Origin of the sequence: Pseudoduganella umbonata, assembly GCF_014192225.1 — a bacterium.
In the GTDB taxonomy this organism is placed as follows: Bacteria; Pseudomonadota; Gammaproteobacteria; order Burkholderiales; family Burkholderiaceae_D; genus Rugamonas; species Rugamonas umbonata.
Genome location: NZ_JACHXS010000001.1, coordinates 882719 through 895799 on the forward strand (window position 1 = coordinate 882719; position 13081 = coordinate 895799).

Here is a 13081-nt window from a genome sequence, read left to right on the forward strand (position 1 = left end):
CGCGGCTACACGCGGCCGTTGACCGGAATGCAGGCGCCGGTCAGCGCCGACGCCTCGTCCGACAGCAGGAAGGCGATGACCGCCGCCAGCTTGTCGGGCGTCACCCAGCGGGCATGATCGGCATCCGGCATGTCGGCACGGTTGGCGGGCGTGTCGATGATGCTCGGCAGGACGGCGTTGACGGTGATGCCGCGGTCCTTCAGCTCTTCGGCCAGGGCTTCGGTCAGGCGCATCACCCCGGCCTTGGAGGCAGCGTAGGCGCCCATCCCCATGCCGGCTTTCTGCGCCGCCGCCGCACCGACATTGACGATGCGCCCGGCGCCGCGCGCCAGCAGGTGCGGCAGCGCCGCGCGGCAGCTGGCCACGGCGGTACGCAGGTTCGTGTCGTACATGCGATCCCACGACGCCAGCGCCCCGCCTTCGACGGTTTCCCAGGTGAAGCCGCCGGCGACGTTGACGATGCCGTCCGGCGCACCGAGCGCTTCGCGCACCTGGGTGTACGCGGCCTGGCAGGCGGCTTCCTGCCCCAGTTCGATGCCGCCGAGCGCCAGTGCAAGGCCCGGCACAGGAGCGCCGGATGGCGCGGCACGGTCGAGCAGCGCTACGGATGCGCCTTCGGCAATCAGCCGTTCGGCGACGGCGCGGCCCAGCGCGCCGAAGCCGCCGGTAATGACGATGATGCGGGAAGCAAGTCGATCGGACATGGTGTGAAGGTTCTCCGGACGGAATGAGGGACGGGATGGAATTGGCCCGGTGTGAAAACTTTAAACATATTTTCAATTTCTGTCTACATAGTTGTAGAATCTTCTCACCGACAGTTCGCCATCCACTCGTTCCAGGGCCAGCACATGACAAGAAAACTTCCGGCACTCACTGCCGACAACCGGGCATTCTGGCAAGGCGGCGCCGAAGGCCGGCTGCAGATGCATCACTGCGACCGCTGCGCGCGCTTCTTCCACCCGCCGGCGCCGATCTGCCCGCGCTGCCTCGGCCAGGACGTCGCGCCGCGGCCGGTCTCGGGCCGCGGCAAGGTCGTCACCTTCACCATCAACCACCAGGCCTGGCGGCCGGACCTGGACCAGCCCTATGTGGTGGCCATCGTCGAGCTGGCCGACCAGGAAGGCTTGCGTTTCGTGAGCAATATCGTCGGCACCGAGCCGGAGCGGGTCAGCATCGGCATGCCGGTGCAGGTGTGCTTCGAGCAGGTCGAGGATGTCTGGCTGCCGCTGTTCGAGAGGGCTGCATGATGTTCGACCGCCTGTACGAGAAGGACGTGGCGATCACCGGCATCGGCCAGTCGGAAGTGGCGCGGCCGTCGTCGAAATCGGCGATGCGCCTGACGCTCGACGCCTGCCTGGAGGCGATTGCCGACGCCGGGCTGACGCGCGACGATATCGACGGCATCGCATGCTGGCCTGGCGACAACAACAACGGCGACGCGTTTTCCCCGGTCGGGCCGAATGCGCTGATCGGCACGCTGGGCCTGAAGGTCAACTGGTATGGCGGCGGCTACGAAGGTCCGGGGCCGTTGGCCGGCGTGATCAATGGCGCGATGGCGATCGCCGCCGGACTGTGCCGGCATGTGCTGGTATTCCGCACCATCGCCGAGGCAACCCGGCGCCAGACCGACAAGGGCGCCAGCGCGCTGACCAACAAGACGGCCGGGCGCGACACCAGTGCCGCGTGGCAGTGGTACACGCCGTTCAACGTGCTGTCGGGGGTCAACCTGATGGCACTGTATGCGCAGCGCCATTTCCACGACTACGGCACCACGCCCGAGCAGCTGGCGCAGATCGCCCTGACCTGCCGCGCCAACGCGGCCCTGAATCCCAAGGCGATCTACCGCACGCCGCTCGGCATGGACGACTACATGGCCTCGCGCATGATCTCGACGCCGCTGCGCATGCTCGACTGCGATGTGCATTGCGACGCGTCGACGGCCATCATCCTGTCGCGCGCCGACGCCGCCCGCGACGGCCCCAACCCGCCGGTGCGCATCGAAGCGATCGGCGCCGCGCTGCACCAGCCCTGGTCGTGGGACCAGATCGACCTGACGGCGATGGCCACCCGCGATGCGGCCGACATGATGTGGTCGCGCACCGACATCACGCCATCGGAAGTCGGTACCGCCCAGCTGTATGACGGATTCTCGATCCTGACCATGATGTGGCTGGAGGCGCTGCGGCTGTGTCCGCTGGGCGAAAGCGGCCGCTTCGTCGAGGGCGGACGCCGCATTGCCCTCGATGGCACACTGCCGGTCAATACGAACGGCGGCCAGTTGTCCGGCGGCCGGACCCATGGCCTCGGCTACGTGCATGAAGCTTGCACCCAGCTGTGGAACCGCGGCGGCGCGCGCCAGGTAGCGCCGCACCAGGTCTCCGTGGTGGCATCCGGCGGCGGTCCGCTGGCAGGCAGCCTGCTGCTGGTGCGCGCCTGAACCCGTGATGCCGTGCCCGGCGCGCCTGCGGCGCTCGACCGGGCGCGCCGGCGATCCGTCCTTGCCCGGAAGCGATTCTAATCTTAGAATTTGATTTTCAATACGGGCATGCCGGCGGATCGCCGCCGGCGCCCGATCCGGAGCGCAACAATGCCAGAGCACAGCAGTGAAGACCTGTCCGAATCCTCGACCGGCGTGACCGTCAAGCCGGTCGTGAATGCGATCCGCATCCTGCGCTTCCTCACCGCCTCGGGTTCGCCCGCGCGGGCCGCCGACATCGCGCGCGAACTGGCCATCAATCCCAGCACCTGTTTCAATACGCTGCGCACCCTGGTGGCCGAGGAGATGCTCGACTTCGATCCGCTGTCGAAAACCTATACCACCGGGCTGGGCCTAGCCAAGCTGGTCGAGCAGCTGGTCACGCAAGGCCAGCGCCTGGAAATCGTGCGCCCGCTGATGCAGGAATTCGCGGCGGCGCACCACGTCACCGTGACTCTGTGGCGGCGCATGGGCAACGATCGCATCGTGCTGGTCAGTTCCGAGACCAGTCCCGGCGACCTGCGTATCGACATGGCGATCGGCCAGCGCCTGCCGTTGCTGATGGGTGCCAGCGGCCGGCTGTTCACGGCCCGGCTCGGCCTCGACGAGGAGCGCCTGCGCGCCGTCTTCGACAAGGTGCGCTGGGCCCGGTCGCTCGGCTACGAGGAGTACCGGCGCCAGGTCGCCGACGCCAGCACCAACGGCTGGTCCGTCGACGACGGCTATTTTTCAGCCGGCATCCTGGCGGTCGCGGCGCCCGTCAACGACCGCGCGGGAGCGATTGCCTATGCGGTCTCGGCAGTGACCTTTCGCGGCCAGCATGGCGACGCCGAGATCGGCAAGCTCGGCCAGTCGCTGTGCAGGACAGCCGCGAAAGTCGGCAACATCCTGTTCTAAACCCTGGAGAAAACGTGACAGTTTTTTGATTTGTGTGCATAATCGTCTCACGGTCGACGCGGCCGGACAACTATTAAAGAGACGAATCATGAGCGATCAAGTACTGCACCGCGTAATCATCGAACGCAGCCGCTGCTGCGGTTACGGCCTGTGCGCCGCCATCTGCCCCGAAGTCTACAAGCTCGATGCCGGCGGCATCGCCTATGTCGACAGCGACCTCGTTCCCGACGAGCTGCTGGAGAGTGCCCGCGAAGGTGCGGCCGCCTGCCCGGCGGAAGCCATCGCCGTCCAGGCGCCGGCCTGAACCGGCCGGCGTTGTGCCACCTTGAGGAGAAATCCATGATGAGACTGGCTGGGAAGGTTGCCTTGATCACCGGCACCGGCGGCGGCCAGGGCCGCGTGGCGGCCCTGTATTTTGCGCGCGAAGGCGCTACCGTGGTGGGCTGCGACGTCGACCGCGCGGGGCACGAGGAAACGGCGCGCCTGATGGCCGCCGAGGGGTTCACGCTGCATGGCAGCGCCCCGGTCGACCTGGGCGATCCTGAGCAGGCGCGGCACTGGGTCGAGGCGGCTGCCGAGGAATGCGGCCGCATCGATATCCTGTACAACAATGCCTCGGCGGCAAAATTCGCGCCGGTCGGCGAGATGTCGGTCGACGACTGGCACTACACCATCCGCAACGAACTCGACCTTATTTTCTTCACCACCCGCATCGCCTGGAAGCACCTGGCGAAGCAAGGCGGTGTCGTACTCAATATCGCCTCGACCGCGGCCTGGGGCGGCTCGCGTGCCGCCGGCCTGAGTGCCCACAGCGCGGCCAAGGGCGCGGTCGTGTCCTTCACGCGCCAGCTGGCGGTGGAAGGCGCGCCGCTCGGCATTCGCGCGGTCAGCATCAGCCCCGGCTTCGTGCGCACGCCCGGCACGGCCGCCTTCGTCGACAATCCGGCGATGCGCCGCGTCATCCTCGACGGCGTGCTGCAGGACCGGCCCGGCGAACCCGAGGAAGTCGTCTCGCTGGCGCTCTACGTCGCCTCCGACGAGGCGCGGTTCATGACGGGATCGGACCTGGTCGTCGACGGCGGCCTGCTGGCGGTCTAGGCGCCCGCGCAATCAACCATAAAACCAAGGAAGGAGACACATGGACATCATCGGCATCGGCTATCTCGGCTTCGAGACCGCCAACCTGGACGCCTGGCGCGAATACGGCCCCCAGGTGATGGGTTTCCAGGCCGGCAATGCGCCGGAGGACGACCAGGATTCGCTGTACTTCCGGATGGACGACCGGCGCCACCGGATCGCCTTCCACCCCGGCAAGATCGATCGCCTGGCCTACATCGGCTGGGAAGCCAAGGGCAGGCTGGAGTTCCATGCCGCGGTGGAACGCTTTCGCGAGCACGGCGTCGAGATCAGCTTTGCCGACGAGGCCTTGCGCGAGCGCCGCGGCGTCAAGGAACTGGTGCGCTTTCGCGACCCGGTCGGCTACCAGCATGAACTCTTCTACGCGCAGAAATGGATGCCCCGTTCGTTCCAGCCGGGCCGTCCGCACGGCGGCTTCGTGTGCGGCGAGCGCGGTGTCGGCCACGTGGTCCTGATCACGCCGGAATTCGGCCCCGAGCTGGAACACTTCCTCACGGTCGTGATGGGCCTGCGTTACTACGGCGCCGGCGCCGGCAAGGGCAAGACCGGCTTCTTCCGCGCCAGGCTCAATACCCATACCAGCCACGACATCGCCTACGGCTTCGGCCCCGGCAAGGCCGGCGTGCAGCACGTGGGCATTACGGTCAGCTCGGTACGCGACGTCGGCGAGACCTACGACCTGGTCCGCAAGAAGGGTTTGCAGATGATGATGACACTGGGCCAGCATACCCAGGACCCGCACATGTCGTTCTACCACTTCACGCCGTCGGGCTTCGCCATCGAGTGTATCGCCGAGCTGGAGCCATGGCATGACGACGGCTATGAGCTCAATCCCGAAAAGCTATCGACCTGGGGCCATGAACTCGTTGGACCGATCCTCGGCACGAGCGTACGCACGCCGGAAGAGATCTTCGGGAGCTGATCCGCGTTAGGAACTATTCACGAGTTCCTGCAAGGCGTCCGGCTTGATGATGATCAGCCGGCTCGCCTCTTTCTGCACAATTCCCTTCTGGGCCAATACCGTCAACGCGCGCGTCACGGTCTCGCGGCTGGTGTTGATCATATTGGCGATGTCCTGGTGGGTCGGTAGGTTTTCGAGCACCGCCGGGGAGCCCGGTTCGGACTGCTTGTCCTTCTGCATCAGCACGAGATAGGTGTAGATGCGCCTGGAGGTATTGTTGATGCTCAACAGGGAACGGAACTCCGAATCCCGCTGGATCTTCTCGGCCAAGTGCTGCAGCATGCGCTTCGCGACCGACGGCGAATGCGAGAACAGGTGCAGTGCAGTGGCCGCAGGCAAGAAACCCACCAACACGTTCGAGATCGCGACGATCGATGCCGTCCGCCTAGAATTGTCGATCAGCGCGATCTCGCCGAAAAAGTCTCCCGGCGCCAGCATACGCAGACCGATCGTCCTGCCGTCCTTGGTTACATCGACCACTTGCAACTGCCCCGACAACAGGAACAGCAGACCATCGCCATGGCCGCCTTTGTGCAGCACGATATCGCGTTTACTGTACTGCCGGACGCGGATTTCCTGCTTAACGAGGGCAATTTCCTCCTCCGCCAACCCGGCAAGAAGTGGAATCTTGCGCAAGTGAATTTGTATCTGGCGCTCTTCGGGCACGCTGGCGCCCTGACCGCCGGGAGGGATCGGATGAATGGATGTAGCGCTCATGGTGATGTCATCGTCCGACAAATTGCAGGGGGCCCGCACGGTGCGCACCGGCCAGAAGTTTACCCGATTTCGGCGGCCAGTGCCGGAACGATCTCGAACAGGTCGCCGACGATGCCGTAGTCGGCCACCGAGAAGATCGGCGCTTCCGGATCCTTGTTGATGGCCACGATCGTCTTCGAATCCTTCATGCCGGCCAGGTGCTGGATCGCGCCGGAGATACCGACGGCGATGTACAGCGACGGCGCGACGATCTTGCCGGTCTGGCCCACCTGCCAGTCGTTCGGCACGTAGCCGGCGTCGACGGCGGCGCGCGAGGCGCCCATGGCCGCGTTCAGCTTGTCGGCCAGCGGTTCGAGGACCTTGAAGTTGTCGGCCGAGCCGATGCCGCGGCCGCCGGAGACGATGACCTTGGCGGCCGTCAGTTCCGGACGGTCCGACTTGGCCACTTCGCGGCCGACGAAGCTCGACTTGCCGGAATCGGCGACGACCGTGACGTTTTCAACGGCAGCCGAACCGCCGGTGGATGCGGCGGAATCGAAACCGGTGGTACGGACGGTGATGACTTTCACCTTGTCCGACGACTGCACGGTGGCGATCGCGTTGCCGGCGTAGATCGGGCGCTCGAACGTGTCGGGCGAATCGACCCTGGTGATTTCGGAAATCTGCGCCACGTCCAGCCTGGCGGCCACGCGCGGCAGGATGTTCTTGCCGTAGGCGGTGGCAGGCGCCAGGATGTGCGAGTAAGCGCCCGCAACGGCCAGGATCTGCTCGGCCACGTTCTCGGCCAGGCCGTCGGCGAAATGCGGCGCATCGGCCAGCAGCACCTTGGTGACGCCGGCGATCTGCGCGGCCTGCTCGGCGGCGGCCGCGGCGTTCGCGCCGGCGACCAGGACGTGGACTTCACCGCCGGCTTGCGCGGCGGCGGTAACGGTGTGGTGGGTGCTGCCTTTCAGGCTGGCGTTGTCGTGTTCTGCGATGACGAGTGCGACCATGATGGATTCCTTGTTGGATGCGGTGGTGAACACCGGTGACAGTCCCCGTGCGGGGACTGTCACCAGTGCATTACGCGCCGGGGTAATTCGGATGACTTTATTCAGATGACTTTGGCTTCGGTGCGCAGCTTCGACACCAGCGTGGCAACGTCGGGCACCATGACGCCGGCCGAGCGCTTGGCCGGCTCGGCCACTTTCAGCGTCTTCAGGCGCGGCGTCACGTCAACGCCCAGGTCTTCCGGCTTGATCGTTTCCAGCGGCTTCTTCTTCGCCTTCATGATGTTCGGCAGCGTCACGTAGCGCGGCTCGTTCAGGCGCAGGTCGGTGGTGACGATCGCCGGCAGGCTCAAGGACAGCGTTTCCAGGCCGCCGTCCACTTCGCGGGTCACGGTGACCTTGCCGTCTTCCAGCACGACCTTGGAGGCGAAGGTGGCTTGCGGCCAGCCCAGCAGTGCACCCAGCATCTGGCCGGTCTGGTTCGAATCGTCGTCGATCGCCTGCTTGCCCAGGATAATCAGTTGCGGCTGTTCCCTGTCGGCCAGCGCCTTCAGCAGCTTGGCCACGGCCAGCGGCTCCAGTTCTGCCGTCGTTTCGATCAGCACGCCGCGGTCGGCGCCGATCGCCATGCCCGTGCGCAGCGTTTCCTGGCACTGCGTCACGCCGGCCGACACGGCCACGATCTCGGTCGCCTTGCCCGCTTCCTTCAGGCGCATGGCTTCTTCCAGGGCGATCTCGTCGAACGGATTCATCGACATCTTGACGTTGGCGATATCGACGCCAGTGCCGTCGGACTTCACGCGCACCTTGACGTTGTAGTCGATCACGCGTTTCACGGGTACCAGTATTTTCATGTCTCTCTCCTTATGTTCTCGTTATGCTTGCCGCAGGGTGCGCGGTGGCGCCATATTGCTCCATGAGGCGGGTCCACCGTTCGGCGGCCTCGTCCATGGCGCGTTCCTTCACGTGGCCGTAGCCGCGGATCTTTTCCGGCAGCCGCGCCAGTTCCAGCGCCGTGTCCAGGCGTTCCGGGGTCAGGCTCTCGCAGAACAGCCGCACCAGCGCAAAATAGTCATCGACCAGTGCACGCTCGCGCCGCCGTTCGCCGGTCTTGCCGAACGGATCGAGCAGCGTGCCGCGCAAGCCCTTGAAGCGGGCCAGCAGGGCGAATACCGGCATCATCCACGGACCGAAGCGGCGCTTGACCAGCTTGCCGGCCCCGTCGCGCCTGGCGATCAGTGGCGGCGCCAGGTGGAAGTGCAGCTGATAATCCTTGCCGGGCTCGCCTTCGAACTGATTGCGCAGTTCAGCCAGGAAGGCCGGCGCGCTGTGCAGCCGCGCCACCTCGTATTCGTCCTTGTAGGCCATCAGCTTGGCCAGGTTGCGCGCCACCGTCTCGGTCAGCGCCAGGCGGCCACCGGGATTGACCGCCGCCTCCACCTTGCGCAGCGCGTCCACCGCGGCACGGTACCGCGCGGCATAGCGCGCGTTCTGGAAAGCGGCAAGCAGGCCGGCACGCTGGGCAATGACGCGATCGAGCGAGACGGGCATCGGCAGCGCCTTGCCCTCCGCCGCCGGGGCGACAGGCGCCGCCACCGCGGCCGAGTCGTGCGCCGCCAGCCGGCCGGCCTCGAAGGCCTGCTGGTTTTTATCCACGGCGACGCCGTTCAGTTCGATGGCACGCAGCAACGCGGCGCGGCCCAGCGGCACCCAGCCCTTCTGCCAGGCATAGCCGAGCAGCAGGGGATTGGCGTAGATCGTGTCGCCGAACAGGCGCAGCGCCAGAGCATTCGCATCGACGAACTCGCAGGTCTCGCCGATGGCGCCGCGCAGGTCCGCCTCCGTGGCCGTACCGGGGAACTTCCAGTCAGGGTTCGACAGGAAGGCGGCGCTGGGCACCGACGCGCTGTTGACGACGGCACGGGTGCGCCCCCGCCAGACCCGCGACAGTGCGTCCCCGGAAGCGGCCACCATCGCGTCGCAACCGATCAGCAGCGCTGCCTCTCCCATCGGTACCCGGGTCGCGTGGATCTGGTCGGGATGCGCGGCGATCTGCACATGGCTGAGCACCGCGCCGCCTTTTTGCGCCAGGCCGGTGATGTCGAGCACCTTGACGCCCTTGTTCTCCAGGTGGGCCGCCATGCCGAGCAGTGCGCCGACCGTGACCACGCCAGTCCCGCCGACCCCGGGCACGACGATGCCGCAGACGCCGTCGAGCGGGGCCGGCACGGGTTCCGGCACCACCGGCGCAGCATCTGGCAGGGGCGCCGCCACCTTCGGACGGCGCAGCTGGGCGCCTTCCGCCGTCACGAAGCTCGGGCAGAAACCGTTGACGCAGGAAAAATCCTTGTTGCAGGAACTCTGGTTGATCCGGCGCTTGGTACCCAGCGGCGTTTCCAGCGGTTCCACCGACAGGCAGTTGGAGGCCACCGAGCAATCGCCGCACCCTTCGCACACCGCCGGGTTGATGAAGGCGCGCCGCGGCGGGTCGGGATAATCGCCACGCTTGCGGCGCCGCCGCTTTTCGGTGGCACAGGTCTGGTCGTAGATCATGACGGAGACGCCGGCAACTTCCCGCAACGCCAGCTGCAGCGCGTCGAACTCATCCCGATGATGCACGGTCACCGCATCCGGCAGGCCGGTGCGTTCGGCGTATTTTTCCGGTTCATCGCTGACCACCAGCACCCGGACCGCCCCTTCGCTGGTGACTTGCTGGGCGATTTGCGGCACCGTCAGCGTGCCGTCCACTGGCTGGCCGCCGGTCATCGCGACCGCGTCGTTGTACAGGATCTTGTAGGTCAGCGTGGCGTTGGCGGCGATCGCCGCGCGAATCGCCAGCAGGCCGGAGTGGAAATAGGTGCCGTCGCCCAGGTTCACGAACACATGCCGGTCGCGCGTGAAATGCATCTGGCCGAGCCAGCTCACGCCCTCGCCGCCCATCTGCGCCACCGTCTCGGTGCGCCGGTCCATCCATAGCGCCATGTAGTGGCAGCCGATGCCGGCCAGCGCCCGGGAGCCTTCCGGCACCCTGGTCGAGGTATTGTGCGGGCAGCCCGAGCAGAACCATGGCTTGCGCTCGACCGTCACGCGCGGCCGCGCGGCTTCGCGTTCCTTGGCTTCGATCACGGCGATGCGCGCATCGATGGCGGCACGCCGCTGCGCCGGCAGGCCGGCCGCGCCCAGGCGGCGCGCCAGCGCCTTGGCGACCAGCGCCGGCGACAGTTCGTAGCGAGCCGGCAGCAGCCAATCGCCGCGTGGCGAAGCCCACTCGCCGCCCGCCATGCCGCGTTCATCGAACTTGCCGTACACGCGCGGACGCTGTTCGCCGGGCCAGTTGTACAGCTGCTCCTTGATCGCATATTCGAGAACCTGGCGCTTCTCTTCGACGACGAGGATTTCCTCGAGCCCGGCGGCGAATTCGCGCACGTCGTCCGCATGCAGCGGCCAGACGCAGCCCACCTTGAGGATGCGGATGCCGATATCGTGGCAGGCCGCGTCGTCCAGGCCCAGGTCGACCAGCGCCTGGCGCAGGTCGAGGTAGGCCTTGCCGGCGGCGACGATGCCGAAACGCGCCCGCGGCGCATCCAGCACCACCCGGTTCAACTTGTTGGCGCGGATATAGTCGAGCGCCGCGTACCACTTGCGCTCGACCAGCCGCGCTTCCTGCTCCAGCGGGCCGTCGGGCCAGCGGATGCCGAGGCCGCCCTCCGGCACCGGCGTCTCCGGCGTGCCGATGCGCAGCCGCTGCGGATCCATCTCCACCGAGGCGGATGACTCCACCACGTCGGTCACGCATTTCATCGCCACCCAGACGCCCGCGTGGCGGCTCATGGCCCAGCCGTGCAGGCCATAGTCATGGATTTCCTGCACATCGGCCGGATACAGCACGGGAATGCCGCAGGCGACCAGCACGTGCTCGGACTGGTGCGCCACCGTCGACGACTTGGCGGCATGGTCGTCGCCCACCACCATCAGCACGCCACCATGGGCCGACGTGCCGGCCGCGTTCGCGTGCTTGAGCACGTCGATCGAGCGGTCCACGCCCGGTCCCTTGCCGTACCACATGCCGAACACGCCGTCGCGCGTGGCACTGTCGTACAGGTTGACCTGCTGCGTGCCCCACACGGCGGTCGCCGCCAGGTCCTCGTTCAGGCCCGGCTGGAATACCACGTCGTGGCTGTCGAGATGCTTGCTGGCCTTCCACAGCGCGAGGTCCAGCCCGCCCAGCGGCGAGCCGCGGTAGCCGGACACATAGCCGCCCGTGTTCAGGCCGGCCTCCAGGTCGCGCTTCTTCTGCAACATCGGCAGGCGTGCCAGCATCTGCACCCCGCTCAGGTAGATGCGTCCGCGGTCGACCGTGTATTTGTCGTCCAGCGAGACGGCACGCAGCGCTGCACCGGCGGCAGGCGTTAGCGGCGAGTTCATGAATGCCTCCGTTAAATTTTCATGAACATATTCTACTAATCTGTTCAACTATCTCAAAACCAAGAATCATGAGCGCAGGTATTTGAAAAACGAATACCGGCGCCGGCCGGTGCCGGTACGCTGCCGCTTTGCTTATTCGTGGCCGCGCACCAGGCTGCGCGTCGCCTCGAACGGCCGCAAACCCGACCAGCACAGCCAGATCGCCGCCAGCGCGGTCGGCAGCACGGTAGCGCTGATGGCCCAGTGCAGCTTGCCATCGTCGCGCAGGATGTGGTCCGATACCAGCGCCACCAGGGTCGGCCCCAGCCCGATGCCCAGCAGCCCGGCGACCAGCAGGTAGACCGACACCGCCTGCCCGCGCATATTGTTCGGACAGACTTCCTGGATGCAGGCCGGCGCCGCCGACTGCGAGATGCTCAGGCCGAACACCGCGCAGCCGAGCAGCGCGAACGCCGTGCCGGCATCGCCGGCGAGCGGCCACAGCACGGCCGTCGGTGCGCATACCACCGTGCCCGCCAGTGCGACCCTGAACCGCGCTGCCGGCACCCGCAGCCGCAGCCAGCGGTCGCTCAGATAGCCGCCGAGCAGCGTGCCGCCCAGGCCGGCGACGGCGATGATGACGCCGAGCACGATCCCGGCGCGGCTGGCCGGCATGTGGAAGCGGCGGTCGAACAGCGCCGGCGCCCATGACAGCATGCCGTAGCCGATCACGGCAAGCAGCGCGGGATAGGTCAGCAGGCGGCCGAAGGTGGCCCGGTGCTGCCCGAGAAAGCGGGCAAACGCCGCCACCGAGCATCGCTCCGCCTGGACACCTTGTTCGCGCCGCACCGGCTCGCGTATGCTGAACAGCAATGCGCCAAGCAGGATGCCCGGGGCAGCCGCGGCCAGGAAGCATATGCGCCAGGCCGGCATCGTGCCCAGCAGGGGCAGCGCCATGCCCTGCGGCGGGATGGCGCCCAGCAGCCATCCGCCCAGGAGCATCGACGCGCCCGAACCGACCGCCAGCGAGGTGTAGTAGAAGGCCAGTGCGCGCCCGCGCCGCTCCGGCGCCACATAGTCGGCAATGATCGAATACGCGGCCGGTGCCAGCACCGCTTCGCCGACACCCACACCCATGCGCGCCAGGAACAGCACGGTGTACGAGTCGGCAAGCCCGGAAAGCGCCGTCATCAGGGACCAGAACAGCAGGCCCCAGAAGATCAGGTTGCGCCGCACCGCGCGGTCGACCAGGCGCCCGAGCGGCAAGCCCGTCAACGTGTAGCAGATCGAGAACGCATAGCCCTGCAGCAGGCTGAACGCCGTGTCCGAGATCTGGAAATGGTCGCGGATCGGCCGCACCAGCAAGGCCGGCAACTGGCGGTCGAGCTGCGAGAACAGGGTGACCAGGAACAGCACGCCGATGACCCAGGCGGCGTAGCCGAGGCTGGGATAAGGGGCGGCCAGGCGCTGTCGCGAAAGGATGTCCATGTCGTGTTTTCC

At 66.8% G+C, this 13081-nt stretch carries 12 protein-coding genes; 6 read left to right on the plus strand and 6 right to left on the minus strand.

All coding sequences use genetic code 11. From position 1 onward, the window contains the following. Nucleotides 1-5: 5 nt before the first annotated feature. Entirely contained in the window at nucleotides 6-704 is a 699-nt protein-coding gene (locus tag FHS02_RS03625) for an SDR family NAD(P)-dependent oxidoreductase (protein WP_137312841.1), read from the minus strand. Between the two features lie 144 nt (nucleotides 705-848). Here FHS02_RS03625 and FHS02_RS03630 point away from each other — a divergent pair, with 144 nt between their 5' ends. The 6 genes from FHS02_RS03630 (at nucleotide 849) to FHS02_RS03655 (ending at nucleotide 5432) form a co-directional block, all read left to right on the plus strand. After that, the gene (locus FHS02_RS03630; protein WP_137312842.1) at nucleotides 849-1247 is read left to right on the plus strand and encodes a Zn-ribbon domain-containing OB-fold protein; all 399 of its coding nucleotides are present in this window, start codon (nucleotides 849-851) and stop codon (nucleotides 1245-1247) included. After that, nucleotides 1244-2437 (plus strand): thiolase family protein, encoded by a 1194-nt coding sequence (locus FHS02_RS03635; protein WP_217496906.1) that lies wholly within the window; start codon nucleotides 1244-1246, stop codon nucleotides 2435-2437. Before FHS02_RS03630 ends, FHS02_RS03635 begins: the two co-directional genes overlap by 4 nt. A gap of 150 nt (nucleotides 2438-2587) precedes the next feature. Then, complete coding sequence (locus tag FHS02_RS03640) at nucleotides 2588-3373, plus strand: IclR family transcriptional regulator (protein ID WP_137312843.1); 786 nt, start codon at nucleotides 2588-2590, stop codon at nucleotides 3371-3373. Nucleotides 3374-3461: 88 nt separating this feature from the next. Further along, nucleotides 3462-3677: a ferredoxin gene (locus tag FHS02_RS03645; protein WP_137312844.1), complete on the plus strand. Its 216-nt coding sequence runs from the start codon at nucleotides 3462-3464 to the stop codon at nucleotides 3675-3677. Nucleotides 3678-3712: 35 nt separating this feature from the next. After that, the gene (locus tag FHS02_RS03650) at nucleotides 3713-4471 is read left to right on the plus strand and encodes an SDR family NAD(P)-dependent oxidoreductase (RefSeq protein ID WP_137312845.1); all 759 of its coding nucleotides are present in this window, start codon (nucleotides 3713-3715) and stop codon (nucleotides 4469-4471) included. A 40-nt stretch (nucleotides 4472-4511) separates the two neighbouring features. Continuing rightward, the gene (locus FHS02_RS03655) at nucleotides 4512-5432 is read left to right on the plus strand and encodes a VOC family protein (RefSeq protein ID WP_137312846.1); all 921 of its coding nucleotides are present in this window, start codon (nucleotides 4512-4514) and stop codon (nucleotides 5430-5432) included. Nucleotides 5433-5438: 6 nt separating this feature from the next. On the opposite strand, the gene FHS02_RS03660 is transcribed toward FHS02_RS03655, so the two are convergent. The 5 genes from FHS02_RS03660 to FHS02_RS03680 form a co-directional block, all read right to left on the minus strand. Beyond that, nucleotides 5439-6188, minus strand: a complete 750-nt coding sequence (locus FHS02_RS03660; RefSeq protein ID WP_137312847.1) for a Crp/Fnr family transcriptional regulator — start codon at nucleotides 6186-6188, stop codon at nucleotides 5439-5441. Nucleotides 6189-6247: 59 nt separating this feature from the next. Further along, nucleotides 6248-7180 (minus strand): electron transfer flavoprotein subunit alpha/FixB family protein, encoded by a 933-nt coding sequence (locus FHS02_RS03665; RefSeq protein WP_137312848.1) that lies wholly within the window; start codon nucleotides 7178-7180, stop codon nucleotides 6248-6250. A gap of 101 nt (nucleotides 7181-7281) precedes the next feature. Next, nucleotides 7282-8031 (minus strand): electron transfer flavoprotein subunit beta/FixA family protein, encoded by a 750-nt coding sequence (locus tag FHS02_RS03670; RefSeq protein WP_137312849.1) that lies wholly within the window; start codon nucleotides 8029-8031, stop codon nucleotides 7282-7284. 10 nt (nucleotides 8032-8041) lie between these two features. Continuing rightward, on the minus strand, nucleotides 8042-11602 hold the full coding sequence (locus FHS02_RS03675) for an indolepyruvate ferredoxin oxidoreductase family protein (protein ID WP_137312850.1): 3561 nt from the start codon (nucleotides 11600-11602) through the stop codon (nucleotides 8042-8044). A 132-nt stretch (nucleotides 11603-11734) separates the two neighbouring features. Beyond that, complete coding sequence (locus FHS02_RS03680; RefSeq protein WP_137312851.1) at nucleotides 11735-13069, minus strand: spinster family MFS transporter; 1335 nt, start codon at nucleotides 13067-13069, stop codon at nucleotides 11735-11737. Nucleotides 13070-13081: the final 12 nt, after the last annotated feature.

Excerpts from the sequence above, each read along its gene's own strand:
- FHS02_RS03625 (WP_137312841.1), bottom strand. The coding sequence starts at position 704 with ATGTCCGATCGACTTGCTTCCCGCATCATCGTCATTACCGGCGGCTTC.
- FHS02_RS03630 (WP_137312842.1), top strand. The coding sequence starts at position 849 with ATGACAAGAAAACTTCCGGCACTCACTGCCGACAACCGGGCATTCTGG.
- FHS02_RS03635 (WP_217496906.1), top strand. The coding sequence starts at position 1,244 with ATGATGTTCGACCGCCTGTACGAGAAGGACGTGGCGATCACCGGCATC.
- FHS02_RS03640 (WP_137312843.1), top strand. The coding sequence starts at position 2,588 with ATGCCAGAGCACAGCAGTGAAGACCTGTCCGAATCCTCGACCGGCGTG.
- FHS02_RS03645 (WP_137312844.1), top strand. The coding sequence starts at position 3,462 with ATGAGCGATCAAGTACTGCACCGCGTAATCATCGAACGCAGCCGCTGC.
- FHS02_RS03650 (WP_137312845.1), top strand. The coding sequence starts at position 3,713 with ATGATGAGACTGGCTGGGAAGGTTGCCTTGATCACCGGCACCGGCGGC.
- FHS02_RS03655 (WP_137312846.1), top strand. The coding sequence starts at position 4,512 with ATGGACATCATCGGCATCGGCTATCTCGGCTTCGAGACCGCCAACCTG.
- FHS02_RS03660 (WP_137312847.1), bottom strand. The coding sequence starts at position 6,188 with ATGAGCGCTACATCCATTCATCCGATCCCTCCCGGCGGTCAGGGCGCC.
- FHS02_RS03665 (WP_137312848.1), bottom strand. The coding sequence starts at position 7,180 with ATGGTCGCACTCGTCATCGCAGAACACGACAACGCCAGCCTGAAAGGC.
- FHS02_RS03670 (WP_137312849.1), bottom strand. The coding sequence starts at position 8,031 with ATGAAAATACTGGTACCCGTGAAACGCGTGATCGACTACAACGTCAAG.
- FHS02_RS03675 (WP_137312850.1), bottom strand. The coding sequence starts at position 11,602 with ATGAACTCGCCGCTAACGCCTGCCGCCGGTGCAGCGCTGCGTGCCGTC.
- FHS02_RS03680 (WP_137312851.1), bottom strand. The coding sequence starts at position 13,069 with ATGGACATCCTTTCGCGACAGCGCCTGGCCGCCCCTTATCCCAGCCTC.